We start from the raw sequence: 26,149 nt of genomic DNA on the forward strand, positions 1-26,149 counted from the left end.
ACTCCAGATGTGTCGGCCAGACAATCCGGCCGCTGAGGTGGGTAGTATTCTGTGAAAGATTTGGTCGCCCATGTGGCGCATTGACGCAAGAACAAAAATCACGAAAACGAAATTTTGAAATATTTTTTCCAAATAGGGTCTTTACAACCGTTTCGTCCTTCTTAGAGTTTCGTGCGGGGGCTATTCAAATTCATTCACATCGAAACGTCCCCCGACAAACCTTTGGAGGACACAATGAAGAAGTTGCTTCTTGCGCTGTCTGCTGCTGTGCTGTTTTCAGGCGCCGCCCAGGCAGAACGCTATGTAATGGTTACACATGGCGAAGGTAAAGATCCATTCTGGCCCGTAGTGCAGAAGGGTGGCGAAGATGCCGCTCGCGCTGTTGGTGCCGATTTTGAATACATTTTCACCCCGTCCGGTGACATGGGTGATATGGCCAAGTCGATTGCCGCCGCCGCCGCAACACAGCCTGATGGCATGGTTGTCTCGCTGCCGGATCCGGATGCACTTGGTCAGGCGATCAAGGATGCCGTAGCTGCCGGTATTCCTGTCATCACGATGAACTCGGGCCTCGAGTCGTCGAAGGACGTTGGTGCCCTGATGCATGTCGGTCAGCCTGAATTCCTGGCTGGTCAGGCTGCTGGTGCCCGCGCCAAGGCAGAGGGTGCCACAAAGGGCGTCTGCTTCATTCAGGAAGCCTACAACACCGCTCTGAACGACCGCTGTAACGGTTATGGCGAGTCGGTTCCGATCAAGCTGGTTGACAGCTCGAACGACCCGGCCACCATCCCGACCCGTGCGGCTGCTGGCCTGCAGGCCAACCCTGACATCGACGCCGTCCTGTCGGTCGGTCCGCATGTCTGCGCCGGTGTTCAGCAGGCCATCGACGAGCTTGGCATGACCGTTCACCACTCCTGCTTCGACCTCAGCCCGCCGGTCATGGACATGATCAATGCTGGCAAGGTTCAGTACACGATCGACCAGCAGCAGCGTCTGCAGGGCTACATGCCTGTGATCGTTCTGCACCTGTACAACAACGGCGCTGGCCTGCTTCCGGGTGCAAACATCCCGTCTGGCCCAGGCTTTGTTGACAAGTCGAACGCGTCTTCGGTTGCCTCGCTTGCGGGCGTCGACCGGTAATCACGTAAAACATCGAAGTGGGTAGCGTTCTGCTACCCACTTTTTTTGGATTTAGACATGAACCAGACAGCACCCACCAGGCAGGAATCCGATCGTCTCGCATCAAAGGGATGGCTGAAATCATTGCTGGCACGGCCGGAAATCGGCCCGATCGGCGTGATGCTTCTTCTCTTTGGCATGCTCGGATATTTTTCGATCCCGGCTGGCGAATTCTCGCTCAACCCCTTTGCCGGTGAAGGCTTCAACGCTCTCGGGATCCGCAACAATCTGCGTGTGATTGCGCAATTGGGCATCATCGCCCTTGGTGCCGGTCTGTTGATTATCGCTGGTGAATTCGACCTGTCGATCGGTTCGATGATCGGCTTTGCCGGCGCGTGCATGGCAATGGTGCTTCGATGGGGTTTTGCCATCGTCATTCCCTATATTTCCTTTGAGGGCGGTGCGCATATCGAATTCTTCACCCTGATCCATATCGAGAATGTATCGCCAATCGGCGCCATCATGATCACGATGTGTTTCACGCTGTTTTTCGGGTGGCTTCAGGGTTACATCGTTGTGCGGTCGGGTCTGCCGTCATTCATCGTGACGCTTGGTGGATTGTTCTTCCTTCGCGGCCTGACCGAAGTATCGCTTCGGGCATTCAACCATCGCCCGGACCAGACAAAGGGCGCGACAACGGTTACCGAACTTCCCGACATAAAGAATATCATCGATGTGCCGGGACATGGCGAAATGGAACGCGAGGCAGCCAAGGCGCTGCCGGAAACCGACCTGCTGGCGATCCTGCAGACAGCACCGGCGGAAAAGATCGCGGCGCTGACCGAACGGCTGGAATACACCTATCAGCGCGTCGCGGATGCGAAGACCGAAATCATGACGGCCAAGGGCGTCAAGCCGCTGGAGCGCGCGCTTGAGAATGCCATCGAGTCCGGCAACGAGGTGATGGTCACGACAATCAGGGAGAAGATTGCCAATTTCACCGTCACGCCGGTTACCCCCAAGACGGTTACCGATCTTGATGTGGCAAGGGCCTATATCGACACGATCGCGTCGGCACAGCCTGTCGCCAATTTCTTTGGGGGAGACATTCTCGAGCCGATTTTTGACTTCCTGTATTTTCCGGTTGACTGGAACACCAACAATTTCGGCAGCCAGTTTGCGCCGGGCCTGTATTCCTGTGTCATGATCTGGCTGATTCTGGCGCTTCTCTGCTATGTGGTGCTTAGCCGTACACAGGCCGGCAACTGGATCTATTCCACCGGGGGCAATCTGCAGGCGGCAAAGGCCAATGGTGTGCCAACCGACAGGGTCAAGATATCCCTGTTTGTCTTTTCGGCCTTCTGCGCCACCATTTTTGCCACCTGTCAGGTGTTCGAGGTCAACACCGCCGATGCCGCGAAGGGCAATCTGAAAGAACTTGAGGCGATTGCGGCAGCCGTGATCGGCGGCATTGTGATGACCGGCGGGTTCGGCACGGTGATGGGGATCATCGTCGGGGCCTTCATCTTTGGCATCGCCAAAGAAGCGTTCTTCTACATTCCCGGCATCGACGGGTCGTTCTACCGGGTCTTCCTTGGTCTGGTGATTGTCGCCTCGGCATTGCTGAATGAAAACATACGCAAGCGAATCATGGGTACGCTCTGACATGGCTGACAACGCGACAGAACCGCTTATCGAGACCATTGGCCTGGTAAAGAAATTCGGCTCCTTCACGGCGTTGAACGGGGTCGACCTCAAGGTCTATCCCGGCGAGGTGCATGCGCTTCTCGGTGACAACGGGGCCGGTAAATCCACCCTGATCAAGATCCTGTCTGGTGTATTCAAGCCGACATCGGGCGAGATCAAGGTCGAAGGCAGGCCGGTGGCGTTCGCCTCGCCGCGTGATGCCACCGAGGCGGGGATTGGCACGGTCTATCAGGATCTGGCCCTGAACGCGCTGACCTCGGTGACCCGGAACTTTTTCCTTGGACGCGAGATCACCCATTTCCCCGGACCGTTCGGTCTGATGAAAATGCAGGAAATGGATGAAATCGCCACCCGCGAAATGGCAAAGATCGGGATCAATGTCGCCGACCCGAACCAGCCTGTCGGCACGATGTCGGGCGGTCAGCGCCAGACGCTTGCCATCGCCCGTGCCATCTATTTTGGCGCAAAGGTGCTGATCCTCGATGAACCGACATCGGCTCTTGGTCAGAAACAGCAGATGGAAGTTCTGAAAACCATCCGCAAGGTTCAAAAACTTGGCGATATCGCGATCATTCTGATTACCCACAACGAAATTCACGCCAGATTGATTGCCGACCGGTTCACCTTCCTCAGCCTTGGCGAAGTGATCGGGCAGGGTACGTCCAGGGATCTGGAAGGTGATGACATCAAGAGGTTGATGGCGGGTGGTGCCGAGATTGGCGATCTTGCCAAGGAGCTTGCTGATTAAATCGTCATTTTGGATTGGCGTCATTTTGGATTGGACGTAGCCATGGAAGCCGCTGAAGTCGCGACAAGACCGGAGACATTCGACCAGCTTGTCGAGAAGATTGAGCAGCAACATGCCGGTCTGCCACGGCGGTTACAGGAAATCGGCAATTTTGCGCTTGGCCACCCTGAAGCCATAGCCCTGTCAACGCTTGCCGAGCTTGCCGCTGAAACAGATATCGCGACATCCGCCTTTGTCCGGTTTGCGCAAACGCTGGGCTTTGAAGGGTTCAGCCAGATGCAGACCGTCTTTCGCCAGCAGGTCCGCAGCAGCTGGCCACAATATGCCATTCGCCTGTCTGAAATGGCGGCGGTAAATCCGGCCGATCATCTCGAGGCGCTGTCCATTTCGGCTGTCGACTCGATCAAGCGTCTTTCCAACACGGTCTCGTTCAACACCCTGGAAATGGCATCACGGCGACTTGCCGAGGCCGAGACGGTCTGGCTGGCGGCTGGTGGTCGTGCAAAGCCGGTCACCGTCTATCTTGGATATCTCTTGACCCAGCTTGGTATCCGTTCGCAGGAATTCCGTGACTCACCCGCGCTGGCACTCCGCGAATTGAAGCTGATCGGCCCGCGTGATGTGCTTCTGGTTGTCAGCTTTTCGCCCTATGGCGAAATGACCGCCAATCTGGCGCAGCAGGCGCATGAAAGGGGCGTGTCCATTGTCAGCATCACCGATACCAGTGTCAGCCCCATCGCCCTCGACACGACCCTGCTTGTCACCGAGGAACATCTGTTCGGGTTCCGCTCGCTGTGCGCCACCATGAATCTGGCCCAGTATCTGGCCGTCGAGGCCGGTCTGAAGCGTGAGAAGGGTTCCATGAATGGCTGACACGGCGCTTGATGTCATCTGCATTGGCCGGTCGTCAGTCGATCTGTATGGGGGTCAGGTTGGCGGGCGTCTGGAGGACATGTCCAGCTTTGCCAAATATATCGGTGGCAGTCCGACAAATATCAGCATTGGCTGTTCGCGCCTTGGCCTGAAATCTGCGCTGATCACGGGGGTTGGCGATGAACATATGGGCCGGTTCATTCGCGAACAACTGACCCGCGAAGGTGTCGATACAAGCCATGTGAAAACGGATCCTGACCGCCTGACAGCGCTGGTCATCCTCGGCATTCGCGATGGTGAACAGTTTCCGTTGATTTTCTATCGCGAGAACTGCGCCGACATGGCGATCGAAGAGGCTGATATCGATCCGGATTTCATCGCCTCGGCAAAGGCGGTTCTTGTGACCGGCACGCATTTCAGCACCGACCGGGTGGCTGGTGCCAGTTTCGCCGCGATGAAGCTTGCCCGCCAGTTTGGGCGCAAGGTTGCCTTTGATATCGATTACCGTCCCAATCTGTGGGCGCTTGGTGGCCATGGTGATGGCGAAAGCCGCTTTGCCGAAAGCGCTCGCGTGACCGCCCATCTGCAAACCGTGCTGCCACATTGCGACCTGATCGTCGGCACCGAGGAGGAATGGCACATCGCCGGTGGCAGCACCGATACCATTGCCGCCCTTCAGGCAGCCCGCGCGATCACTGACGCAACACTGGTCTGCAAGCGCGGCGCGCTTGGCTGTGTGGTTTTCGAAGGTGACATTGCCGGCTGGCAGGATGGCATAAGTTCGCCGGTGCGCGAAATCGAGGTGTTCAATGTCCTTGGTGCCGGTGACGGGTTCATGTCCGGATTTCTGTCTGGCTGGCTGCGGGGCGCGTCCGCTGCCGAATGCGCACTTTATGCCAATATCTGCGGTGCCCTTGCGGTGTCGCGTCATGGCTGCGCCCCGTCCTATCCCTCGCAGATCGAGCTTCGTCACATGATCGAGACAGGCAGCGAGCATTTTGCGCTTCGCAATGATGCCAGGCTCGAGCAGATCCATTGGGCGACGACGCGCCGTCGTCGGCATGAACAGCTTCTTGCCTTTGCCTTTGACCATCGTGTCCAGTTCACCGAGATGGCGACGGCCTGTGGCCGTAACGACTCCGACATTGATCATTTCAAATCATTGGCCCTTGCCGCCGTCACCGATCTGTCGGCAACCCGCGCCGGACTTGGTGTTCTGGTTGATGACAGGCTTGGCCGGACGGCGCTTCACGCGGCGTCCGATCATGATATCTGGATCGGACGACCGATCGAGGAGTCAGGTGTCTTTCCTCTGGCTTTTGAACAGGGTCCGGATCTGGGAAGTCGTCTAGCCGAATGGCCGGTCAATCACTGCGTCAAGGTGCTGGCGCCGCTTCGCACCGATGATCCGGCAGATCTGATTGCCCATCATGAACAAAGCCTTGTCGGACTTGCCGACGCGTGTCGGCGCACGGGGCATGAATTCCTGCTCGAGATTATCAATGGACGCGCCGACAAGCCTGCCGATCCCGGACAGATCCATGCCCTGATGAAACGTATGTATGATCTTGGCGTGATGCCGGACTGGTGGAAGCTGGAGCCGATTGCCAGCCCGGATTTCTGGACCACAGCCGGTGATATTGTCCGCGCGCATGATCCGCATCTTCAGGGCATCATTGTCCTTGGCAAACAGGTGCCCGATGACGAACTGATCGATGTGTTCGGTATGGCGCGCAGCGAACCTCTTGTCTGCGGTTTTGCCATTGGCCGCACGATCTTCAATGACGCGGCGCGGCGCTGGTTTGCCGGTGAGATCGATGATGCGGGCGCGAGCGAAATGATGAGTGTCATTTACCGGCGGCTGATCGACGCCTGGGACATGGCCGGCTGATCAAAGGGAGACAGAGATGGCAACCATTCGACTGACAATGTCGCAGGCGCTGACCCGCTGGATGGCGGCGCAGAGCATCGAACAGCTTGATGGTAGCACAGCGCCCGCCTTTGCCGGTGTCTGGGCCATTTTCGGACATGGCAATGTCGCCGGGCTTGGCGAGGCGTTGCATGGCATCCGCGATGACTTGCCGACATTCCGCGGTCACAATGAACAGGGCATGGCGCATATCGCTATTGCCTATGCCAAGCAGATGCAGCGACGCCGGATGATGGCGGTGACAACCTCGATTGGTCCCGGAGCAACCAACCTTGCGACTGCGGCGGCGTTGGCACATGTCAACAGGCTGCCGGTCCTGCTGCTGCCGGGGGACGTGTTTGCCACCCGGGCACCTGACCCTGTTCTGCAGCAGGTGGAAAGCTTTGCCGACGGGCTGGTATCGGCAAATGACTGTCTGCGTCCGATCTCGCGCTATTTCGACCGCATCACCCGTCCTGAACAACTCCTGCAGGCGCTTCCCAAGGCCATGTCCGTGCTGACCGACCCTGCCGATTGCGGGCCGGTGACGCTTGGCCTGTGCCAGGATGTTCAGGCCGAGGCGTGGGACTATCCGGAAAGCTTTTTTGCGCCACGTCTGTGGTCGGTGCGCCGGGTCCGTCCTGATGAGGGCGAACTGGCCCGCGCCATCGCGGCGCTGAAAGCTGCCAAACGGCCGATGATCATCGCCGGTGGCGGTGTTCGCTATTCCGGGGCGTCACAGGCTCTCGGCGAATTTGCGGCGAAGACTGGTATTCCGGTGGCCGCCACCCAGGCTGGCAAATCCAGTCTTGTCGAAGCTGATGAAGTCTATGTCGGCTCGCTGGGTGTCACCGGCGCGTCGGCGGCCAATGCGCTGGCCGAATCTGCCGATGTGGTGCTGTCGGTGGGCAGCAGACTGCAGGATTTCACCACCGGGTCGAATGGCCTGATCAGGGGGCAGGTGATCGCGCTGAATGTGCAGACGCATGATCTTGTCAAACATGCGGCCATGCCATTGCTGGCCGATGCCAGGGTCGGTATCGAGGCGCTTGCCGCCGGCCTTGGTGATTATCGCACCGATGATGCCTATCAAAATGAAATCGCCAGTGCCTGGGACGGCTGGATGACGGAGGTTGCCGCCGTGTGCGATGCCCCGGCTGACAGCAACCGTCTGCCATCCGACAGCGAGGTGATCGGTGCCGTCAATCGCGCCTGTCCGCCAGAGACAATCGTCGTGGGTGCCGCCGGATCGATGCCGGGCGAGCTTCACAAGCTGTGGCAGGTCGGGCAGGTCGACGGATATCACATGGAATATGGCTTTTCCTGCATGGGCTATGAGGTGGCAGCGGGTATCGGTGTCGACATGGCGGCACCTGACAGGCCGAATGTCGTGTTTGCCGGTGACGGGTCCTATCTGATGCTGAATGCCGAACTGGCAACGGCGGTGATGATGGGACGGTCGATGACGCTGATCATCACCGACAACCGGGGGTTTGGCTGCATCAACAGGTTGCAGGCGGCAACCGGCGGTGCGGCGTTCAACAATCTGTTTGCCGACTCGGCGCATGAGGTTCTGCCCGAGATCGACTTTGTCGCGCATGCCGCCTCGATGGGCGCGCGGGCACAAAAGGCCGGCTCAATTGCCGAGCTGGAGGCGATGGCCGCCGAGGCGGTGGTGCGCAAGGGTGTGGATGTGATCGTGATCGACACCGACCCGGGCCCCTCGACAGCCGCTGGCGGCACATGGTGGGAGGTCGGTGTCCCCGCAACATCGGAACGCGCCGAGGTGACGGCAGCCTATGAAGGCTGGCTCCAGAACAAGAAGCGTCAGCTTCGCTGATCGACGGGACGGGAGACGGAATATGTCGAAACTGCTTGTCAGACCGAACCTTGGTGGTGGTGCTGTTCATGACATCACGCCTGAATCGGCAGGATGGTCCTATGTCGGTTTCGGGCTTCACGACCTGAAGGCCGGACAGGCGCTTGCAATTGACGGCACAGCTGACGAAATCTGCCTTGTATTGCTTTCCGGAAATGCCCGGATCAGGGCCGGTGATCTTGATACCGGCATGCTGTCAGGCCGATCCAGTGTGTTTGATCGCGTGGCGCCGCACGCCGTTTACATTCCGATGAAGACAGATTGGCATGTCGAGGCTGGCACCGATGCCGAACTGGCGGTCTGCCGCGCGCCGGGGATCGACGGTGCCTTGCCACCGCGCCTGATCGGGGCCGACAGCATGCCGCTGGAAATGCGCGGCACTGGCACCAATACGCGGCATGTCTGCAATATCCTGCCTGAGACCGAACCGGCCGACAGCCTGCTGGTGGTGGAAGTGATCACCCCGGCCGGCAACTGGTCATCCTATCCGCCGCACAAGCATGATACCGACAATCTGCCCGAGGAATCCTATCTCGAGGAAACCTATTATCATCGCGTGAACCCATCGCAGGGCTATGTCCTGCATCGGGTCTATGACGACAGCCGCGAACTTGATGAAACCATGGCCGCCGAGGACCGGACGGTGGTGATGGTGCCGCGCGGCTACCATCCCGTTGGCGCGCCACATGGCTATGAGAGCTATTATCTCAATGTCATGGCCGGGCCAAAGCGGGTCTGGAAGTTCAGGAACGATCCGGCACATGAATGGATGCTATCATGAACGATATGTCTAAGAACTGGGACCAGCATGCAGATGCCGCTATTGACGCGCTGTTGACCGGTCCGGGCTATTACCTTGTTGAAAGTGTTTTCAGCGAAGATCAGGTGGCCGAGGCCAACCGGATCATCAACGCGCATTCCGATGGCGTTCAGACAGCCACGCATTTTCATGGCGGACACGAGGACAAGATCCATCTGCAGCGCCGTGTCTGGAATCTGCTCAACAAGGGGGATGTGTTTGTCGATATGGTCCAGCACCCGCTGGTCATGAAGGTATTCGGCAAGATCCTTGGCAAGAAGTTCATCCTTGGTTCCTATGCCGCGAACCGCCTTCTTCCCGGCGCGCCGGGTCAGGAACCGCATGTCGACTATCCCTATTGGGACATGCATGACCCCGATGAATTCCCGACCGGCATCAATTCCCAGTTCCACATGAACTGTCAGTCATTGATCAGCCTTCACGAATTCACCGCTGAAAATGGCGCCACGGCGATTGTACCGGGATCGCAGACACGGGCGGTCTATCCGACAGCCGCGCAATTTGCCGATGAACATATCCAGTTGCCATGCCCACCGGGCAGCCTGTTGCTGTTTGTCGGGATGGCCTGGCACTGTTCGATGCCAAACAACAGCCAGGGTGAACGGACGTCAATTCTGGGCCAGTATCTGCCAAAATTCGTCAAGCCGATGGAAGCCCTTGATCGCTCGATCGATCCAGTTGTTCGGGATGCCGCGACGCCCGAACTTCGCCAGCTTCTTGGCATTGATCTGCGGTATCCTGAATTGCTGGAAGACAGCGATGCCGGCAATGCCGAGGGCCGGTCGGCCTGATTGTCGGTTTTGCCGGCCTTATCTGTGTTTGGTTCTTCGTAAAAGGGACATGACTATGAAACTGCGTCTTGGGATGTCGCCCATTTCCTGGTCGAATGACGACCTGCCGCAACTTGGTGGTGACACACCGCTCGAGGTGTGCCTGTCCGAAACCCGCGAAGCCGGGTTTGTCGGCACCGAAACCGGGGGCAAATTTCCCAAGGAAGCGGACGCGCTTTCCGCTGTGCTGAAGGCGCATGATCTGGCGCTTGTATCAGGCTGGTACAGCGGCACCCTGATCAATAATGATCTGGACGCCGAGCTGGGACGCATTGCCGATCAACTGGCGCTGTTCAAGGCTGTCGGCGCGTCGGTCATTGTCTATGGCGAGACCTTCAACACGGTCCAGAACCGGCAGGAAAAACCCCTGTCCAGCCGCCCCAGACTGGATGAATTCGATGTTGCCGCCTATGGCAGACGTCTGACCGCGCTGGCCGAACATTGTGCATCCGAAGGTGTGCCGCTGACATTCCATCACCATATGGGAACAGCCGTCGAGACCGAGGCCGAGCTGGACGCGCTGATGAACGCCACCGGCGAGGCTGTCGGGCTTCTTCTGGATACCGGGCATCTTGTGTTTGCCGGCGGTGACAATGCGGCGGTGATCGCCAAGCATGGCAAGCGGATCAACCACTTCCATACCAAGGATATCCGCGCCGAAATCCTGGCCGGTATCGACCGGGATGCCGAGTCGTTCCTCGATTGTGTTCTCAAGGGCGTGTTCACCGTTCCCGGTGACGGCATGATCGACTATGACGACATCATGAAGCGTCTGTTCGATGTCGGTTATGAAGGCTGGGTGATCATCGAGGCCGAGCAGGACCCCGCCAAGGCCAATCCGCTGGAATATGCGAAGATGGGTTATAACAAGCTGCATCAGGCGCTGCATGATGTCGGATACAGTCTGGGATCATGACAGCGGCAATACGCATTTCTGAACGGCTTGCCGGTCGCGCGGCCCTCGTCATCGGGCGGGCCGGGATGGATATCTATCCGGTGCCGGACGGAACCCGTATCGAGGATGCTGAAAGCCTTGTCACCGATGTCGGGGGATCGTCCGGCAATATCGCTGTCACCATCGCGAAACAGCATTGTCCTGTGATGCTGATGTCCGCCATCTCGAATGACGGGGTGGGCCGGTTCGTGACCCGCGCCCTGACGGATTACGGGGTCGATACGCGATACTGCCATATGACGACCGGTCTTGAACGCACCTCGCTGGCGCTTGCCGAAAGCACCACGGATGCGCCCAATGTTGTGATTTACCGGAATGATGCCGCCGACCTTGCCATCACCCCGGATCATGCCGACAGCGTCGATCTTGCGACCATTGGTGTGATCATCATCACCGGCACCGCCCTGTCGCGCGAGCCGTCGCGGTCCGCCTGTGGCCGGATCATGGAACGCGCCCGCGATGCCGGATGTCCGATTGTGCTTGATGTTGATTACCGCCCCCAGGCGTGGGCAGACCTTGATGATGCAGGGCGGACACTGGCTGCGATGGCCCAAAAGGTCGATATGCTTGTCGCGAATGACGAGGAATTCGACGTCATATCCGATGGCAGGGGGCGTGAATTTGCCGACAGGATGGCTGCCGGTGGGGTGTTGACGCTTTACAAGATGGGCGAGGGGGGATGTGATATACTGACCGCCGACACCGCCACTCATATCGGGATTTTCCGCGTTGATGCGCTGAAACCGTTCGGGTCGGGCGACGCCTTTCTTGGTACGATTGTCGCCTCGCTTGCCGATGGCGCGACTATCGAGGATGCGGTGCGGCGCGGCGCTGCCGGCGCGGCGCTTGCCGTGTCACGACGTGGGTGCGCCGCCGCGATGCCGAATGGCCCCGAAATTGATGAATTCATGTCATCCCGCACAATAGGCGGCATATAGTGGATGGCGACTGAACGGAGACGGACGCATGCATATTGCCCCCTATGACAATCAGAACAGGCCGATCGTCGATGCCGAGAATGGCACCGTTCCGCTGAACTATTTCAATATCGTCAAGCTGACAAAGGGTCAGGCCTTTGAATATCAGGTTCCCGGATATGAGACTTGTATCGTTCCGGCCACGGGTACGGTCGATGTCACCGTTGAAGGCGTCAGTTTCACAAAGCTTGGCAATCGCGGCGAGGATGTGTGGGATGGCGAGCCGGAAGGGGTCTATGTGCCGGTCGGCGCAAAGGTGACGATTGTCTGCCTGTCGGACGCCACCGAGACATTCATTGCCGGTGCAAAATATGACAAGGTGCTGGAGCCGTTCGATGTCCGCGAACCCGACCTTGTGCAGTACGGCTCCGATGACACCAAGACGCACCGCAAGATCAAGCATATCCTCGGCCAGAAGCAGCATGACCGTGTTGGCAGGCTGCTGGTCTCCGAGCTGTTCACTGTCGGGGCCGGTGGCTGGTCCGGCTTTCCAAGCCACAAGCACGACACCAACCGGCTGCCCGACGAGACACGGCATGACGAAACCTACAATTTCCGCTTCAAGCCGAACTGGGGCTCCGGCCTGCAGATGCTGCAGCGCGAGGACGGCAAACCCGGTGACGCCTACCACATCGTCGACGGGTCAACCATCTGCATCGACAATGGCTACCATCCCTGCTGCGTGCTGCCGGGATACGAGATGTATTATTTCACCATCCTTGGTGGGCTGACCCAGCGTTCGCTGGTGCAGTATTTCCAGCCGACCCATGCCTATCAGATCGAGACGATCCCCGGCATCAAGGACATGATCGCGAAATTCAAATAAGGGGGGCGCATGCCTGTTGCGAGCCTGACGGATGTACTGGTTCCAGCGCGCGCCGAGGGCCGCGCGGTGATGGGCGCTGTGGTTCTTGGCTGGGAGGATGCCGAGGCCTATGTCGCCGCAGCCGAAGAGGTGGGATGCCCTGTCATCCTGCAGGCGGGACCGGGATTTCGCGCGGCGATGCCGGTGGCTGTTTCCGGGGTGATGTTCCGCACGCTTGGCGAGGCGGCCTCGGTGCCTGTGGTGGCGCATATAGATCATGCGAAAACAATTGCGGAATGTCAGGCGGGAATCGATGCCGGCTTCACCTCGGTGATGTATGACGGATCGGCGCTGCCGCTTGACGAAAACATCGCGAACAGCCGCGCGGTGGTCGAACTGGCGCACCGGCATGACGTGTCGGTCGAGGCGGAGATCGGCTTTGTCGGCTATGCCGCCGGCGCGCAGTCAGAGATGACGGACCCGGCTGAAGCTGGCAGACTTGCCACCGAGAGTGGCTGTGACGCGCTGGCGGTGTCGGTCGGCAATGTGCATCTTCAGACAGATGCCATGGCCGAGATCGACCTTGACCGGCTTGCCGCCATCGGGGCCGTGACCGATTGCCCGCTGGTCATCCACGGCGCATCCGGCGTGCCGGAAGATATGCGTCGCCACCTTGCGCTGAATACCGCGGTCTGCAAGTTCAATGTCGGCACCGAACTTCGACAGATATTCGGGACTGCGCTCCGCCGGACGCTGGATGAAGATCCTGCACTTTTTGATCGTTTGCAAATCCTGCGCGCGACAAAGCCCGCAGTGATGATGACGGCCGCCGGGGTAATGCGGAATTTCATGAAAGACTGAGGTGAGTTGCCCAAGGATCCTTGGTGGCTAACCGATCATCTCGTCGCTTCGGTCATCGGTTTCGCCAAGGCGTTTCAGCACCGCCGGGCGTGTGCCTTCATAGACCTTTTCGAGATTGGCCGCGATCTTGGCGTTCTCGCGTTCGAACAGGCAGTTGCCTTTCAGGTCCGAGGCGACAATAAACGGCCCCATCCGGTTTGCCCTGATCACCCACATGGCCTGCGCGATGCCGAGTTCCTCGTGCCAGTGGACGGCCTCGACATTTTCCACCCCACGCCCCAGCAGCGCCCCGGTGCCATATCCCACCGTCGACAGATAGACCGCGCCATTGGGAACGAAATATTCCCTGTAGTCCTTTGATGACATGCCGCCCTTGCCGATGATCAGCCTGGCACCTGTCTTTGCCATCCATTCGGGAAGCCATTTGGCAAAGCGGAAGGACGCGGTGGCGGTTACCGCGCCAAGGTCGAAACTGCCATCGGCCCGGATGTTGGCGGCAGGCGAACAGTGGAAATTCGCCGCGCTCTGCATCGGCAGGTCCATTGGAATGTTCGCCTGATCATCAAGCGCGCGCATATAGACACCTTCGCGCGCGGTATAGATCAGCCCGTCAAGATAGACGATGTCGCCAAGCTGCAGCTCGGCGATGGCCTCGGCGGTCGGTGTTGTACTCAGGCGGATTTCGCGTGGTTTGCGGGAAGCTCCCATTCGACCGTCTCCCGTCGCTGATAGGGGGTGAACCAGTCCGGGTCGGTCCGGTATTCGACACGGCCATCTGCATGAATGCGCGCCACCGCACGCCGCGATGACAGGCAGAAGGCATGGACCGACATCTGCATACCGCCGGTATGGCAATAGCCAACCTCGATATTGCAGTCGATCACCATATGTTTGCCGACAAACCCCATCGCCCCCATGCCGATGGAATTGCCAAGCTCCTTGAATTCATCCTCAATCTCGGCAATGCGCGGGTCGCTGTTGCGGTCCCCCACGGTGCGAAGACAGGCCGCCCGCTTGCCAAGCACCATGCAGGCGTCCTTGGTCCCGCCAAGCCCGATGCCGATGATCGCCGGCTGGCAGGCAAGGCCGCGCTTGCCGAACGCCACCAGACTGTCGAGATAGAACCGCTTGATTCCCTCAATCCCGTCAGAGGGGAACAGCATCCGGTAATCGGTACCGAACAACCCGCCCTTGTGAACCGTGATCAGATCGATCCATTCGCCATCGGGCTCGAACGCATATTCAATTTCCGGCGCGCCGATGCCGACATTGTTGTTGTGGTCGGTCCGCCACAGCGGATGCACGCGGTTCGGTCGCAGCGGCACGGCGGCGGTCGCATCGGCGGTGGCGCGGCGCAACGCCGATTCCAGCGCCACCGGCCCGCCTTCGATCCGGGCCTCGTTACCCATCTTCACATACCAGCGCGGCGTGCCGGTATCGCCGCACATGGCGCGGCCATCCTCCTTTGCGGCGTCATAATTTTCCAGCATGGCGTGAAGGACAAAGGATGACAGGTCGCCATCCTCGCTGTCCGCTGCCGCCTTCAGACCGGTCAGATAGTCGTCCGGGATCTCGATAGCGGCTTTTGCCATTAGGTTATTTGCCGTGGTTTCGATGATGTCGATCGGGATCATCGGTGTTCCCCCATTGAGTTCATCAGCTATCTAGATGGCCATGCCATCTGTCATTCCGCGGCCGCGACCAGCGTGTCCGGCTCGCCTTCGGGCAGGATGGTTTCACCCGGCCTGACAATGGTAAAGGCAACCGGTGCGCGCGTCACCTCGAGATCATCACCGGCCATTGTTGCGCGCGTGAAGTAGGAACTCTCCAGCTCGCCAACCTCCGGGAAATCCTCGCGATAATGGGCACCACGCGAATTTTCACGTGCCAGGCCGGCATGTGTGATGACTTTTGAAATATCGACCAGCGATCGCATGTTCAGCCAGTCATGCCAGGTCAGATTGAAGGCAAGCTGTCCACCCGCAACGCCGGTATCCGCCAGCGCCGCGTCGATCTCGTCAAGCCGGTCCAGCGCGCGCGTCATGCCGGCTGCGGTGCGAATCACGCCGACATCGTCCCACATCGCATCCTGCAGCGCACGCCGCAGTTCATGGATATTGCCGCCGCTCTTGCCGACGGGGAACATGGCGCGGTCAATTTCCGCGGACAGCACCGCTTCGTCAGGGTCGCGAAGCGATGCCTGGCTGGCAATATCCTGTCCCATCACATCGCCGGCAATGCCGCCATAGACCGTTGAATTGGCAACGCCATTGCCGCCAAGCCGGTTGGCACCATGCGCCCCGCCGGCATCCTCGCCGGCCACATACAGGCCGGGAAGGGCGGTCCGTGCATCGGTATCAACGACAACACCGCCCATGAAGTAATGCGCTGTCGGCACCACCTCGACCCTGCCGGCGGCCAGATCGAACCCGCAATCGGCACAGCGCTTGACCATGCCGGCGAATTTGCGGCTGACGGTCTCCGGACCAAGATGCGCCATCTCGATATGAACCCCGCCCTGCGGCGTGACATTGCCTTTTCGCATCTCGTCATAGATGGCACGGCTGACGATATCGCGGGTGGCGCGCTCGCCGCGTTCGTCATAATCGAACATGAATCTGTCACCGGCGCCATTCAGCAGAATGCCACCGGCGCCGCGAAGCCCTTCTTCAAGCACGGTGCCGGTCATGCGGGTATTGTCACCGGCCAGCAATCCGGTCGGGTGGAACTGCACCATCTCCATGTCACGAAGTGGCAGTCCCGCCCGCAGCGCCATCGCCAGCCCATCCATTGTCTTGTCGCCTGACGGGGTGTGGTAGCGATACATTGTCGGTCCGCCGCCTGTTGCCATCAGCACGGCCTTGGCACGAACAAGCCGAAACATGCCGCGGCGCATATCGATCATCAGCACGCCGGACAGACCATCGCCCTCACGGCCGGGAATCAGCGCAATGGCGCGGTGTTCCTGCAGCTTTTCGATCGGCCGACGAAGCACCTGTTCCATCAATCTGTTGATGATTTCGATCCCGGTCAGATCGCCCTTGTGAACGGTACGGTCGGCGGTCTGGCCGGCAAAGGCCTTCTGATGCAATGTGCCGTCTTCATTGCGGTCAAAGAAACAGCCGACCTCGTTTTCCAGCTCATGGATCCGTTCAACTGCGGTGCTGCACAGCCGCCAGGCCATGTCCTGATCGGGCAGCCATTTGCCGCCATTGATCGTGTCCATGAAATGCCGCTCGACCGTGTCGCCACCGCCAAGCGCCACATTATAGCCACCCTGAACCATGCGGGTGCAGCCACATTTGCCGATCAACCCCTTGACGGCCATAGTGATTCTGGTGCCTTCCGGTGCGCTCTGCTGGGCGTGAAGCGCGGCAAAGAGGCCGGCACCGCCGGATCCCAGGATCAGGATATCCGTATCATGCCTTTCAAGGGTGGCTGTCATTGCTGATCCTCTCTCACGCGCCTAGATGGCCTGCAGAAAAAATACGCCGGAAATGAATGCAGAGACGGCCAAGACCCCGGCGGCAAGTGTCTTGTGAGGTGCCTTCCAGGGAAGCCATTCCAGTGCCATCAGCCGCATCCCGCCAAACAGATGCATGGCCAGCAGGAACACCAGCCCGAATTCCGCACCTTTGACAATCGGCAGCTCGCTGAAGGCCAGAAAGCTGTCAAGCCGTGCCGCATCGGTCAGCGCCAGCGACAGGACCCAGAAATGCAGTGGCAGGAACAGCGCCAGCGCCAGTCCCGAAACGCGGTGAATGATGTGTGCATACCACAGGGCATGGCCACGCGGCGCTCGGCTGGCGCTGCTCATAGCATCGTCACGGCCAGAACGGCGCGCCCCCCAAGGCCGAGAAGAAGAAGACACACAGCAACGGCCAGCGCATTCAACATGCCGCCGCGCAGCGCGGTCCATTCCGAGATGATGGTGCGAAGGCCGATCGCGGCGTGAACCGACACCGCAGCGACGAATCCGCCATAGAACAGGGCCCAGAACAGGCTGCCGCGGGTTCGTCCCAGAATTTCGCCGGCGCTCAGCCCATCCTGAACGGCATAGATCATCACCGCAAGATGACCAATCACAAGCGGCACCATGACCAGCGCTGACAGGCGCTGCGCCATATAGAGGCGGAAATCAAGCATCAGCCACGCCCCCGCCCCATCGCGCGCCGTGCGGTGGCGCGCTTCAGCCCGGCGATCGCCCCCATCGGGTCCAGATCGTTCGGGCAATAATGCGTGCAGCTTCCCATCGAATGGCAGCTGTGGCATCCCCCTTGAACCGATACGGCGTCAAGAATGGCGTCACCGGCATCGTCCCGCGCGTCGTTATACAATGTCCAGGCCCGTTGCAGCGCCGCCGGTCCCAGATAATCAGGGTTGCCGGCCACCGTGTCACAGGCCGCATAGCAGACCGCGCAGTTGATGCACTCAATGCCGGCGCTTGCCTCGATACGGTGGGCGTCGTCCGGCAATATCGGGGCAAAGGCGTCATGCCTGTCGGCAGAGGCATGGTGCGTTGCCTCGGCTTTGACCCATTTGTCGAAAAACGGGTCCATATCGGTGGCAAGGTCCTTGATCACCGGCAGGTTGCGAAGCGGCCCGATCCGGATGGCATCATCCCTGATCACACGCTCGACATGGGTGCGACAGGTCCATCTCGGCTCGTCATTCACCATCATCGCACAGGATCCACACATGCCGACACGGCAGGCAAAGCGATAGGTCAGGGTCGGGTCCGCCTCCTGCTGAATCCAGGTGACGATGTCCAGCACCGTCTGGCTTGGTTGTCGGGGCACCGTAAACTGGTCCCATCTTCCATTGGTGGAGTCGCCGCGCCATACGGATACCGAAATGGTCCCGTAGCCGGCTCTGTCTTCATTGATCGGGGCGTTGTCCAGCACCGTGACGTCCTCAAGGCAGATATTGCATGTGCGGGTAGAATAGCCAGTGGAAGGCAAAGGCGAAACGACGAAAATCGCCGCGCCCCCTTTATGTGTCATGATATTTGAACATCCGGTCGAAATAGGCTAGCAGGGGGGCAGTTCCGATTCCCCCTGATGATCAAGAGTGCAGGTTACATGAACCCGACAATCGACCTTCTGAACAACCATCGTTCCATCCGCCGCTTTGTTGACAGGCCGGTCCCGCAGGATGTCCTGACAACAATCGTTACCGCTGCCCAGGCGGCGGCCAGTTCAAGTTTTCTGCAGGGGGTAACCATCATCCGCGTTGCCGACCCAGACAAGCGTGTCGCCCTTCGCGAGGTGGCGGGTGGCCAGCGCTATGTCGAGGAGGCACCCGAATTCATGGTGTTCTGCGCTGATCTCAGCCGGTCCATGCGGTGCTGTGAGCAGCATGGCGGTGAGGCGGCAAAAGGGCTGACGGAACAATTCATCATCGCCACCGTTGATACCGCGCTCTATGCCCAGAACATGGTGGTTGCCGCAGAATCCGTGGGGCTTGGCATCTGTTATATCGGCGCGCTCCGCAACGACCCTGCCCGGGTCACCGACATTCTGGATCTGCCGGAGCAGGTCTATCCCGTCTTCGGCCTGTGCCTTGGCTATCCGGACCAGGACCCGGAGGTCAAGCCGCGCCTGCCACTGTCCGTGGTGATGAAGGAAAATGGCTACAGCACCGACGGAGAGGATCAGGCGATTGCCGCCTATGATGATGACATGCGGGCCTATTACGGATCGCGGACCGACAATCAGAAGGTTCAGGGATGGTCAGAGCAGATGGCAGGCCTGCTTGGTCGCGAGGGTCGCCCGCACATGCTGGGCTTCCTGCAGGGGCAGGGTTTTATCAAACGCTAGGCCAGCGCCCGGGATGGGCCTCGATATCCTTTTTCGGGCACCGGTCCATGATCACGTCGAGGCCGGCGCCCGCGGCAATGGCGGCGGCCTCATCACTGACGACGCCTTCCTGCAGCCACAGCGTTCGCGCGCCGATGGCGACCGCCTCGGTGGCAATGGCGGGACAGGCGTCTGACGGTCTGAACACATCGACCATATCGACAGGGCGGGGGATGTCCGCCAGTTCGGCATAGACTGTCTGGCCAAGCAAGGTCTGGCCTGCCAGTCCCGGATTGACCGGCACAACGGTAAATCCCGTTTTGATCAGAAAGGACATCACCTGCCAGGATGGACGCTCGGCGCGCGCGCTGGCACCAACCATGGCAATCGTTCCCGTGGTTTCGAGAATCTCGAGAATGCGGGACAGCGGAAGCGGGTCATAAGGCGGGGCAGGGTTCATTGCATCACTATGGCCTGTTGGCGATGCCGTGTCATCTGCGACAGGTGGCGTTTTGCGCAACGCGGGTCTAGGATTGCCCTGAACCTGTTGTTCAGACATCATCAAAAGGGGATGGCCATGACAGCTTTCGCCGCCGTTAGGTCAAAGACGATTTCAGATATCTATCTGAACGTAAGTCATTTTCTTGATCACTTCATCATGCTTGTCTTTGCCAAGGCGGCCTATGATGCCGGCCGGCATTTCGGGCTGAGCTATGAGCAGATCATTGTCTATGGGGTGGCGGGCTTTGTGCTGTTTGGGGGCATGGCACCCGTTGCCGCGCAGCTTGCCGACCGTTATTCGCGCTCGCTTATGATGGTTGTCTATCATTTCGGGATCGGTATCGCGGCGGTTCTGGCCGGGATGTCGCAAACGGTCTGGCAGCTTGGTGCGGCGATTGGGTTGATCGGCGTGTTTGCGGCCATCTATCACCCTGTCGGGATCGCCATGCTGATCAAGAGCAATCGCAAGATCGGTCTGCGGTTGGGGATCAACGGCGTGTTCGGGAATATGGGGGTGGCAGCGGCGCCGCTGATCATCGGACTGCTGTTGACCCTTGGCGACTGGCGGCTGTGTTTCATTGTTTCAGGGTTGTTCTGCATTGCCTATGGCATCGTTTTCACGATGGCGCTTGGTGACGAGGCGTCACCGGCGGCCAAGGCGGGTGGCAAGCTTGCCACCGGGTTTGCGCCGGGCTGGCAGATGGCACTTGGCGCGATGCTGCTGTCAACGGCAAGCGGCGGGTTTATCTTCGGAGCCATGACATTTGTGGTGCCGCGCTATTTCGAGATTTCACTGCCCAACATCTCGACCTCGGTGGCGATAACGGGATTGCTGGCCTCGATTGTCTATGCGGTGGCCTCGTTTACCCAGGTCGGGGTTGGCTGGCTGATCGACCGGGTCGCGCCAAAATGGGTGCTGTTCGCGATTGGTGTCGGGCAGGTTGTCTTTGTCGCGCTGGCGGCCCGGTTCACCGACTACGCACTGTTCTTTGCGATGCTGGTGGCGATGTGTTTTGTCTTTGGGCAGATCCCGATCACCGACACAATTCTGTCCCGCTATGTTCCGGATAATTGGCGGGCGCGGGTGTTGAGCATCAAATTCATGGTCAATCTTACAATCGGTGCGTCGGTATTGCCGATTTGCGGTGCCATTCTGCAGTCCGGCTATGAAATGGCAGCGCTTTTCAGCCTCATGAGCGGGCTGGCGGTGCTTGTGGTCATGGCCGGGTTGATTCTGCCGGTTCAGGCTGACTCCCAGCGTATGGATCGTATTCCTGCCGAGTAGTCTGCCAGCCGACATCAGCAGCCATGTGTTCCTGCCAGCCGCTGCCGACACATGCGCCAGCCACCGATGGACTTTTGTTGTGGCCGGGCGCATAGTCTGGCGCGCCCCGCGGATTGTCACATCCGAATGACCTGTTCTGACAAGCCGGCGATGGCTGAGGGCTCTTTCCATGTCGCGTACCCATGACCTTACCGAGGGCTCGCTGGCCCTTCATTTCCGGCGGCTTGCCGTGCCGGCGGCCATCGGCATGGTGTTCACCACACTTTACAATGTGGTCGATGTGTTCTTTGCAGGTCTGATTGGCACCGCGGCACAGGCCGGCCTTGCCATTTCCTTTCAGGCATTTTTCCTGTTCATCACCTTTGGATTTGGCCTCGCCTCGGCGATGACCGCGCTGGTCGGCAATGCCATAGGCGCAAAGCAGGGTGATGAGGCGCGCATGATCGCCGCGCGGGGTATCGGCTTTGGCATCACCATCAGCCTTGTTCTGATGGTAGCTGTCTGGTTCATCGGACCTGAGCTGATCAAGCTTGTGTCGACCGAGGGCGATTATCGCGAGGCCGGCACGCGGTATCTGCGGGTTCTGATTCTATCGTTGCCCGGGTTCGTGCTGGCTTTTGGCGTCAACGGGTTGCTGCAATCGCAAGGTGACACGGTGTCGATGCAGCGTGGCCAGATCGCGGCTTTCTTTGCCAATATTGTACTGAATCCGTTGCTGGTCTTCGGGATTCCGGGTCTTTGGGGCGGCATGGGATTCGACGGTATCGCGGTATCGACGGTACTCAGCCAGACAGGGATCATGGTCTATGTATTCTGGCGGCTGTTCAAAACCGATCTGATGACCGGTGTCACACGATCCTGTTTTCGGCCCGATCTTGCGACCTACGGGGCGATCATGCGGCAGACATTGCCGGTGGCGATGACGATGTTTGTCATGATGTCGGCTGGATTTGTTGTGCAGTTCTATCTGAAGAGTTTCGGAACATCCGCGGTGGCTGCCTATGGTGTCGCGCTACGGGTCGAGCAACTGTTCCTGCTGCCGGTCTTCGGCCTTACCGGTGCGCTGTTGCCAATCGCCGCCCAGAATTTTGGCGCCGGCAAGCATGACCGTGTAAGGCAGGCGCTGTTCGACTGCTGGAAGTTTGGCTGGATGTTCATGGCTGTGGCCTGTCCGATTCTGTTCTTTGCCTCGCCGCTGTTGATGCGCAGCTTCACCGATGACCCCGAGGTGATCAGGATTGGCGTCAGCTATCTCCGGGTCGATGGATTTATCCTGCCGATCTACATGATGATGTTTGCCATCAATTCGTTTCTTCAGGCCCTGAAACGCCCCATCTGGACGTTCTGGATCGGTGTGTATCGCCAGGCCTTTGGTGTCGCATTCTTTGTTTATGTATATGTAATGATTTATGATTTTGGAGTCATAGGTGTTTGGTTCGGAATTGCGACGGCTGTTACATCCGGATGGATCATTTCCTTGATCGTGGCGGAATATGTGGCGCGCGGGTCGATTGGCGGTCTGCGTGGCACAAAACAGGTGATCCCATCTGCCTAGACACTATTTGGATCGGTCTGACGATCTGGAATGCCTTTGTGGTTGGCCTGATCATCGTTTGGGTATATGGTTTAGGTAGACAGGTCTGGGGAGAACCTGTCAGGGGGTTTAATGAAATTCAGTATTCAGCTATCGGCGGATTACCCCGATAAGGCATATGGCGGCGACCGTGTCTATCAGGACATGCTTGCACAGGCCGGGCTTGCCGACAGGCTTGGGTTCGAATCAGTTACAATTACCGAGCATCATCTGATGAACTGCCTGATGATGCCGGCCCCGCTGCAATTTGCTGTCAAGATCGCGGCGCATACCGACCAGATCAAGATCATCACCGCCATCACCATCCTGCCAATCCGTGACATGCGGGTGTTCGCCGGCGAAGTCGTGGTTGCCGATATCTTTACCGAAGGCCGGCTTCTGCTTGGTGTTGGCCGTGGCAATTTCCCCTATGAGATGGAAAATCTCGGCATTCCGATGCACGAGACACGTGAACGGTTTGACGAGTCTCTCGATGTTCTGCGCGCGCTGCTGAACGAGGAAGAAGTGTCCTGGGACGGCAAATATTACAAATTCGGCCCAATCACCGTGATGCCGCGCCCGTTGAATCCCGGCGGACCGCAAATGATGATGGCGGCGGTCAACCCGGACGCCATCTATCACTGTGCCAGGCAGGGATATCACGTCCAGACAACCCCGTTGCCGGGCAATGAAGCCTATCTTCGCGATCAGGTCGCGGCGTTTAACCGTGGCAAGGACGAGCTTGGCGAGTCGGGTGAAACCTCGCTGACGCTGCTGCGGGTCGGTTTCATGTGTCACAGCGAGATGGAAAAGCGCGAACGTATGCAGATGGCGCACTCCTTCCTTGGACGGTTCGAAAACGTCTATGGTGGACCCGGCTTTGTCGATAATGGTGTGGTGCGGGCGCTGCCACGACGCCAGCCTATAGACCAGCTGGCGAAAAGCCTGCTGATCGGTATGAAGCAGGAAATGATCGACAAGCTGTCGGTCTATGACGAAATGGGTGTCGACCGGCTGATCATGAATGTGAATTTCGGCTGCGATCCGCACGAAACAATGGATTCCATCCAGTATTTCGCCGAAGAGGTGATGCCGCATTTCGCCCGGGATGAAGATTCCGGCATTGTGGCCGCCTGAGGCTCATTCAGAAAATCATCCTCAGCATTTTTCCAGGATAATGGCGCTTCCCTGACCAACGCCCACACACATGGTGCATAGGGCATGTGTTGCGCCGTCAAGGCGCTGCAATTCCTCGGTGGCTGTCATCACCAGCCGCGCCCCGCTCATTCCCAGCGGATGGCCGAGAGCAATAGCACCGCCATTGCGGTTGACCCGATCATCATCATCGGCCATGCCAAGCTCGCGCAGCGAGGCAATCGCCTGTGCTGCAAAAGCCTCGTTGATCTCGATCACATCCATATCGGCGATCGTCAGCCCGGCCCGCGCCAGCGCGCGTTGTGTCGCCGGCACAGGCCCGATACCCATCACGGCGGGCTCGACGCCGGCTGCGGCGGCTGTAACGATCCGTGCCCGTGGAGTCAGGCCATGCAGCTTTATGGCCTCTTTGCTGGCGATGATCAGCGCGGCAGCCCCGTCATTCACCCCGCTGGCATTGCCTGCGGTCACGCAGCCGTTCTCGCGAAAGGGAGTTGGCAGCCTGGCCAGCTGGTCCAGCGTTGTTTGTGGGCGCGGATGCTCGTCGCTGTCGATGGTGATCGGATCGCCCTTGCGTTGCGGAATGACCACCGGCGCAATTTCCGCGGCAAGCCGTCCATTTTCCATCGCGATGCCGGCCTTCTGTTGTGAGCGCAGTGCAAATGCGTCCTGGTCGGCGCGGCTGATCTTCCATCTTTCGGCGACATTCTCGCCTGTCTCCGGCATGGAATCGGTACCATAGAGGGCTTTCATCTGGCGGTTTACAAAGCGCCAGCCGATTGTCGTGTCATGGATTTCGGCTTTCCGGGAAAAGGCGCTGTCCGCCTTTGGCATGACAAAGGGCGCGCGGCTCATGCTTTCCGAACCACCGGCAATCAGCAGGCTGCCTTCACCGGATTTGATCATCCGTGATGCGGCAATGACGGCGTCCATGCCGGATGCGCATAATCTGTTGACGGTGATGCCCGGAATGCTTGGCGGCAAACCGGCAAGAAGCAGGGCCATCCGCGCAATATTGCGGTTGTCCTCGCCAGCCTGGTTGGCCGCGCCGAGGATCACCTCGTCCACTGCCGTCCAGTCCAGATCGGGCATGCGTGCCTTCAGCGCGGCAATGGGGTGGGCCGCAAGATCGTCCGCCCGCACCGTCGACAGGCCGCCACCGAACCGTCCGATTGGCGATCGCACGGCGTCACAGACAAACACATCGGGCATGGGTCACTCCTTGCGGACAGGATTCGTATTTTGCTTTCGCATGATTACCGACACGAAACCTTTGAGGCCACCAAAAAAGCCGCTTTGCCCCTTGCGGGTGAACGGGGCTTGCACAGCCGGGGCAGGCGTGCTGTCTTGGGTTGGGACCATCGATTGCGTGCCGGACATTGAGGAAAGAACATGGCAGACAGCACATCACAGGATGATCTTTTGAAGGTCACGCTTCTGGGTACCGGTATTCCCAACCCTCAGATCAACGCCTTTGGCACGTCGACCCTGATCGAGGCCGGTGATCAGCGGGTTCTGATTGACTGCGGTCGGGGAACAGCCATTCGCCTGTCGCAGATTGGCCTCGGGGTCGGGTGTGTCGATACGATCATCATCTCGCATTACCATTCCGACCATTATGCGGGCCTTTTCGATATGGCGATGACGGGAACCATTCCGCAGAAATTCGGTGGCCGCAACGCGCCGCTGCAGGTCTATGGTCCGCCCGGCATCCGCGATATTGCCGATGGTGCCTGGCTGGCGACCGGTCCTGACCGGGCGATCCGTGTCGCCGACAATGAAATCGACCCCGAGCATATGCGGATCATCCCGCATGAATATGCCGAAGGTGTCGTCTATGACCGTGGGGGGCTGGTGATCCGCGCCATCGAGGTGGATCACGGCGAATTCATCCGGCCGGCCTACGGGTTCAGGGTTGAATATGCGGGGCGTGTCTTTGTTCACAGCCATGACACCCGCTATAACGAAAATCTGATCGCACAGGCACAGGGCGCGGATGTTTTCGTTCACGAGGTGGCCGCCGCACGGCCCGAGGTGATTGCGAGCCATCCGGCGGTGAAGGTGGCGATCGACCATCACGCCACACCGGCCGAGGTGGGACGTGTGTTTGCCAAGACACGGCCAAAGCTCGCCATGCTTACGCATCTTGTATTGCTGAAGCCCGATCCGGTTTCGGTCAATGAGGTCATGACCGAACTTGCGACGGAATTTGACGGCACGGTCCTGGTTGCCGAGGATCTGATGACAATCCAGATCGGTCGCAATATTTCGGTCATTCCCTTCCGGCATGGTGGCAAGCCCGGCGGAATGGTAGGGTAGCGCCGCAAGGGCGTTGGTGTATGGCAGGATTCACA

At 59.1% G+C, this 26,149-nt stretch carries 25 protein-coding genes; 17 read left to right on the forward strand and 8 right to left on the reverse strand.

Annotation, left to right across the window (positions count from 1 at the left end):
• Positions 1 to 234 precede the first annotated feature (234 nt).
• Genes AB3X55_00265 through AB3X55_00320 form a run of 12 tightly spaced genes read left to right on the forward strand, consistent with a single transcriptional unit; the run spans position 235 to position 13,483 of the window.
• Complete coding sequence (locus tag AB3X55_00265; protein MEX0502009.1) at positions 235 to 1,140, forward strand: sugar ABC transporter substrate-binding protein; 906 nt, start codon at positions 235 to 237, stop codon at positions 1,138 to 1,140.
• Between the two features lie 57 nt (positions 1,141 to 1,197).
• A complete protein-coding gene (locus tag AB3X55_00270; GenBank protein ID MEX0502010.1) occupies positions 1,198 to 2,784 on the forward strand; it encodes an ABC transporter permease in 1,587 nt (528 codons plus the stop codon).
• A gap of 1 nt (position 2,785) precedes the next feature.
• A complete protein-coding gene (locus AB3X55_00275; protein ID MEX0502011.1) occupies positions 2,786 to 3,574 on the forward strand; it encodes an ATP-binding cassette domain-containing protein in 789 nt (262 codons plus the stop codon).
• 42 nt (positions 3,575 to 3,616) lie between these two features.
• Positions 3,617 to 4,447, forward strand: a complete 831-nt coding sequence (locus AB3X55_00280; GenBank protein MEX0502012.1) for a MurR/RpiR family transcriptional regulator — start codon at positions 3,617 to 3,619, stop codon at positions 4,445 to 4,447.
• Complete coding sequence (gene iolC / locus AB3X55_00285) at positions 4,440 to 6,338, forward strand: 5-dehydro-2-deoxygluconokinase (protein MEX0502013.1); 1,899 nt, start codon at positions 4,440 to 4,442, stop codon at positions 6,336 to 6,338. The genes AB3X55_00280 and iolC overlap by 8 nt, the downstream gene beginning before the upstream one ends.
• Before the next feature lie 16 nt (positions 6,339 to 6,354).
• A complete protein-coding gene (gene iolD, locus AB3X55_00290; protein ID MEX0502014.1) occupies positions 6,355 to 8,196 on the forward strand; it encodes a 3D-(3,5/4)-trihydroxycyclohexane-1,2-dione acylhydrolase (decyclizing) in 1,842 nt (613 codons plus the stop codon).
• Between the two features lie 22 nt (positions 8,197 to 8,218).
• Positions 8,219 to 9,016, forward strand: coding sequence for a 5-deoxy-glucuronate isomerase (gene iolB / locus AB3X55_00295; GenBank protein MEX0502015.1), 798 nt, complete (start codon positions 8,219 to 8,221; stop codon positions 9,014 to 9,016).
• The gene (locus AB3X55_00300) at positions 9,013 to 9,846 is read left to right on the forward strand and encodes a phytanoyl-CoA dioxygenase family protein (GenBank protein MEX0502016.1); all 834 of its coding nucleotides are present in this window, start codon (positions 9,013 to 9,015) and stop codon (positions 9,844 to 9,846) included. Before iolB ends, AB3X55_00300 begins: the two co-directional genes overlap by 4 nt.
• 55 nt (positions 9,847 to 9,901) lie before the next feature.
• The gene (gene iolE, locus AB3X55_00305; protein ID MEX0502017.1) at positions 9,902 to 10,801 is read left to right on the forward strand and encodes a myo-inosose-2 dehydratase; all 900 of its coding nucleotides are present in this window, start codon (positions 9,902 to 9,904) and stop codon (positions 10,799 to 10,801) included.
• Positions 10,798 to 11,778 (forward strand): PfkB family carbohydrate kinase, encoded by a 981-nt coding sequence (locus AB3X55_00310; protein ID MEX0502018.1) that lies wholly within the window; start codon positions 10,798 to 10,800, stop codon positions 11,776 to 11,778. The genes iolE and AB3X55_00310 overlap by 4 nt, the downstream gene beginning before the upstream one ends.
• A gap of 28 nt (positions 11,779 to 11,806) precedes the next feature.
• Positions 11,807 to 12,643, forward strand: a complete 837-nt coding sequence (locus AB3X55_00315) for a 5-deoxy-glucuronate isomerase (protein ID MEX0502019.1) — start codon at positions 11,807 to 11,809, stop codon at positions 12,641 to 12,643.
• Between the two features lie 9 nt (positions 12,644 to 12,652).
• Positions 12,653 to 13,483: a class II fructose-bisphosphate aldolase gene (locus AB3X55_00320; protein ID MEX0502020.1), complete on the forward strand. Its 831-nt coding sequence runs from the start codon at positions 12,653 to 12,655 to the stop codon at positions 13,481 to 13,483.
• A 27-nt stretch (positions 13,484 to 13,510) separates the two neighbouring features.
• Here the strand turns inward: AB3X55_00320 and AB3X55_00325 are convergent, their stop codons facing one another.
• From AB3X55_00325 to AB3X55_00350, 6 genes are read right to left on the reverse strand one after another with little or no spacing between them, the layout of a single operon-like run.
• A complete protein-coding gene (locus AB3X55_00325; protein ID MEX0502021.1) occupies positions 13,511 to 14,191 on the reverse strand; it encodes a fumarate hydratase C-terminal domain-containing protein in 681 nt (226 codons plus the stop codon).
• Positions 14,155 to 15,117, reverse strand: a complete 963-nt coding sequence (locus AB3X55_00330) for a fumarate hydratase (protein ID MEX0502022.1) — start codon at positions 15,115 to 15,117, stop codon at positions 14,155 to 14,157. The genes AB3X55_00325 and AB3X55_00330 overlap by 37 nt, the downstream gene beginning before the upstream one ends.
• A 50-nt stretch (positions 15,118 to 15,167) precedes the next feature.
• Entirely contained in the window at positions 15,168 to 16,928 is a 1,761-nt protein-coding gene (locus tag AB3X55_00335) for an L-aspartate oxidase (protein ID MEX0502023.1), read from the reverse strand.
• A gap of 21 nt (positions 16,929 to 16,949) precedes the next feature.
• Positions 16,950 to 17,300, reverse strand: coding sequence for a succinate dehydrogenase (locus tag AB3X55_00340; protein ID MEX0502024.1), 351 nt, complete (start codon positions 17,298 to 17,300; stop codon positions 16,950 to 16,952).
• The gene (locus AB3X55_00345) at positions 17,297 to 17,629 is read right to left on the reverse strand and encodes a succinate dehydrogenase (GenBank protein ID MEX0502025.1); all 333 of its coding nucleotides are present in this window, start codon (positions 17,627 to 17,629) and stop codon (positions 17,297 to 17,299) included. The genes AB3X55_00340 and AB3X55_00345 overlap by 4 nt, the downstream gene beginning before the upstream one ends.
• Positions 17,629 to 18,486 carry a succinate dehydrogenase/fumarate reductase iron-sulfur subunit gene (locus tag AB3X55_00350; GenBank protein MEX0502026.1) on the reverse strand — a complete coding sequence of 286 codons (858 nt, stop codon included), beginning with the start codon at positions 18,484 to 18,486 and terminating at the stop codon, positions 17,629 to 17,631. Before AB3X55_00350 ends, AB3X55_00345 begins: the two co-directional genes overlap by 1 nt.
• A 57-nt stretch (positions 18,487 to 18,543) precedes the next feature.
• Between AB3X55_00350 and nfsA the strand changes: the two genes are divergently transcribed.
• On the forward strand, positions 18,544 to 19,302 hold the full coding sequence (nfsA, locus tag AB3X55_00355) for an oxygen-insensitive NADPH nitroreductase (protein ID MEX0502027.1): 759 nt from the start codon (positions 18,544 to 18,546) through the stop codon (positions 19,300 to 19,302).
• On the opposite strand, the gene AB3X55_00360 is transcribed toward nfsA, so the two are convergent.
• On the reverse strand, positions 19,292 to 19,741 hold the full coding sequence (locus AB3X55_00360) for a CoA-binding protein (GenBank protein MEX0502028.1): 450 nt from the start codon (positions 19,739 to 19,741) through the stop codon (positions 19,292 to 19,294). The two genes, nfsA and AB3X55_00360, sit on opposite strands and share 11 nt — an antisense overlap.
• 117 nt (positions 19,742 to 19,858) lie before the next feature.
• Here AB3X55_00360 and AB3X55_00365 point away from each other — a divergent pair, with 117 nt between their 5' ends.
• The 3 genes from AB3X55_00365 (at position 19,859) to AB3X55_00375 (ending at position 23,777) form a co-directional block, all read left to right on the forward strand.
• Positions 19,859 to 21,067: an MFS transporter gene (locus AB3X55_00365; protein ID MEX0502029.1), complete on the forward strand. Its 1,209-nt coding sequence runs from the start codon at positions 19,859 to 19,861 to the stop codon at positions 21,065 to 21,067.
• A gap of 169 nt (positions 21,068 to 21,236) precedes the next feature.
• Entirely contained in the window at positions 21,237 to 22,622 is a 1,386-nt protein-coding gene (locus AB3X55_00370) for an MATE family efflux transporter (protein MEX0502030.1), read from the forward strand.
• A gap of 111 nt (positions 22,623 to 22,733) precedes the next feature.
• On the forward strand, positions 22,734 to 23,777 hold the full coding sequence (locus tag AB3X55_00375; GenBank protein MEX0502031.1) for an LLM class flavin-dependent oxidoreductase: 1,044 nt from the start codon (positions 22,734 to 22,736) through the stop codon (positions 23,775 to 23,777).
• 21 nt (positions 23,778 to 23,798) lie between these two features.
• Here the strand turns inward: AB3X55_00375 and pcaF are convergent, their stop codons facing one another.
• On the reverse strand, positions 23,799 to 25,007 hold the full coding sequence (pcaF, locus tag AB3X55_00380) for a 3-oxoadipyl-CoA thiolase (GenBank protein ID MEX0502032.1): 1,209 nt from the start codon (positions 25,005 to 25,007) through the stop codon (positions 23,799 to 23,801).
• A gap of 180 nt (positions 25,008 to 25,187) precedes the next feature.
• Between pcaF and AB3X55_00385 the strand changes: the two genes are divergently transcribed.
• On the forward strand, positions 25,188 to 26,114 hold the full coding sequence (locus AB3X55_00385) for an MBL fold metallo-hydrolase (protein MEX0502033.1): 927 nt from the start codon (positions 25,188 to 25,190) through the stop codon (positions 26,112 to 26,114).
• The last annotated feature ends 35 nt before the right edge of the window (positions 26,115 to 26,149 follow it).

Source organism: Alphaproteobacteria bacterium LSUCC0719 (assembly GCA_040839025.1).
Taxonomy (GTDB): domain Bacteria; phylum Pseudomonadota; class Alphaproteobacteria; order Puniceispirillales; family Puniceispirillaceae; genus UBA8309.

What these genes read in the sequence shown, in the direction of transcription:
- AB3X55_00360 (MEX0502028.1), bottom strand. Translation starts at nt 19,741, where the DNA reads ATGAACCCTGCCCCGCCTTATGACCCGCTTCCGCTGTCCCGCATTCTC.
- AB3X55_00325 (MEX0502021.1), bottom strand. Translation starts at nt 14,191, where the DNA reads ATGGGAGCTTCCCGCAAACCACGCGAAATCCGCCTGAGTACAACACCG.
- AB3X55_00330 (MEX0502022.1), bottom strand. Translation starts at nt 15,117, where the DNA reads ATGATCCCGATCGACATCATCGAAACCACGGCAAATAACCTAATGGCA.
- iolD (MEX0502014.1), top strand. Translation starts at nt 6,355, where the DNA reads ATGGCAACCATTCGACTGACAATGTCGCAGGCGCTGACCCGCTGGATG.
- AB3X55_00350 (MEX0502026.1), bottom strand. Translation starts at nt 18,486, where the DNA reads ATGACACATAAAGGGGGCGCGGCGATTTTCGTCGTTTCGCCTTTGCCT.
- AB3X55_00385 (MEX0502033.1), top strand. Translation starts at nt 25,188, where the DNA reads ATGGCAGACAGCACATCACAGGATGATCTTTTGAAGGTCACGCTTCTG.
- AB3X55_00320 (MEX0502020.1), top strand. Translation starts at nt 12,653, where the DNA reads ATGCCTGTTGCGAGCCTGACGGATGTACTGGTTCCAGCGCGCGCCGAG.
- AB3X55_00265 (MEX0502009.1), top strand. Translation starts at nt 235, where the DNA reads ATGAAGAAGTTGCTTCTTGCGCTGTCTGCTGCTGTGCTGTTTTCAGGC.
- iolB (MEX0502015.1), top strand. Translation starts at nt 8,219, where the DNA reads ATGTCGAAACTGCTTGTCAGACCGAACCTTGGTGGTGGTGCTGTTCAT.
- AB3X55_00340 (MEX0502024.1), bottom strand. Translation starts at nt 17,300, where the DNA reads ATGAGCAGCGCCAGCCGAGCGCCGCGTGGCCATGCCCTGTGGTATGCA.
- AB3X55_00375 (MEX0502031.1), top strand. Translation starts at nt 22,734, where the DNA reads ATGAAATTCAGTATTCAGCTATCGGCGGATTACCCCGATAAGGCATAT.
- AB3X55_00270 (MEX0502010.1), top strand. Translation starts at nt 1,198, where the DNA reads ATGAACCAGACAGCACCCACCAGGCAGGAATCCGATCGTCTCGCATCA.
- iolC (MEX0502013.1), top strand. Translation starts at nt 4,440, where the DNA reads ATGGCTGACACGGCGCTTGATGTCATCTGCATTGGCCGGTCGTCAGTC.
- AB3X55_00275 (MEX0502011.1), top strand. Translation starts at nt 2,786, where the DNA reads ATGGCTGACAACGCGACAGAACCGCTTATCGAGACCATTGGCCTGGTA.
- AB3X55_00315 (MEX0502019.1), top strand. Translation starts at nt 11,807, where the DNA reads ATGCATATTGCCCCCTATGACAATCAGAACAGGCCGATCGTCGATGCC.
- AB3X55_00370 (MEX0502030.1), top strand. Translation starts at nt 21,237, where the DNA reads ATGTCGCGTACCCATGACCTTACCGAGGGCTCGCTGGCCCTTCATTTC.
- pcaF (MEX0502032.1), bottom strand. Translation starts at nt 25,007, where the DNA reads ATGCCCGATGTGTTTGTCTGTGACGCCGTGCGATCGCCAATCGGACGG.
- AB3X55_00335 (MEX0502023.1), bottom strand. Translation starts at nt 16,928, where the DNA reads ATGACAGCCACCCTTGAAAGGCATGATACGGATATCCTGATCCTGGGA.
- AB3X55_00280 (MEX0502012.1), top strand. Translation starts at nt 3,617, where the DNA reads ATGGAAGCCGCTGAAGTCGCGACAAGACCGGAGACATTCGACCAGCTT.
- AB3X55_00300 (MEX0502016.1), top strand. Translation starts at nt 9,013, where the DNA reads ATGAACGATATGTCTAAGAACTGGGACCAGCATGCAGATGCCGCTATT.
- AB3X55_00365 (MEX0502029.1), top strand. Translation starts at nt 19,859, where the DNA reads ATGACAGCTTTCGCCGCCGTTAGGTCAAAGACGATTTCAGATATCTAT.
- AB3X55_00345 (MEX0502025.1), bottom strand. Translation starts at nt 17,629, where the DNA reads ATGCTTGATTTCCGCCTCTATATGGCGCAGCGCCTGTCAGCGCTGGTC.
- AB3X55_00310 (MEX0502018.1), top strand. Translation starts at nt 10,798, where the DNA reads ATGACAGCGGCAATACGCATTTCTGAACGGCTTGCCGGTCGCGCGGCC.
- nfsA (MEX0502027.1), top strand. Translation starts at nt 18,544, where the DNA reads ATGATCAAGAGTGCAGGTTACATGAACCCGACAATCGACCTTCTGAAC.
- iolE (MEX0502017.1), top strand. Translation starts at nt 9,902, where the DNA reads ATGAAACTGCGTCTTGGGATGTCGCCCATTTCCTGGTCGAATGACGAC.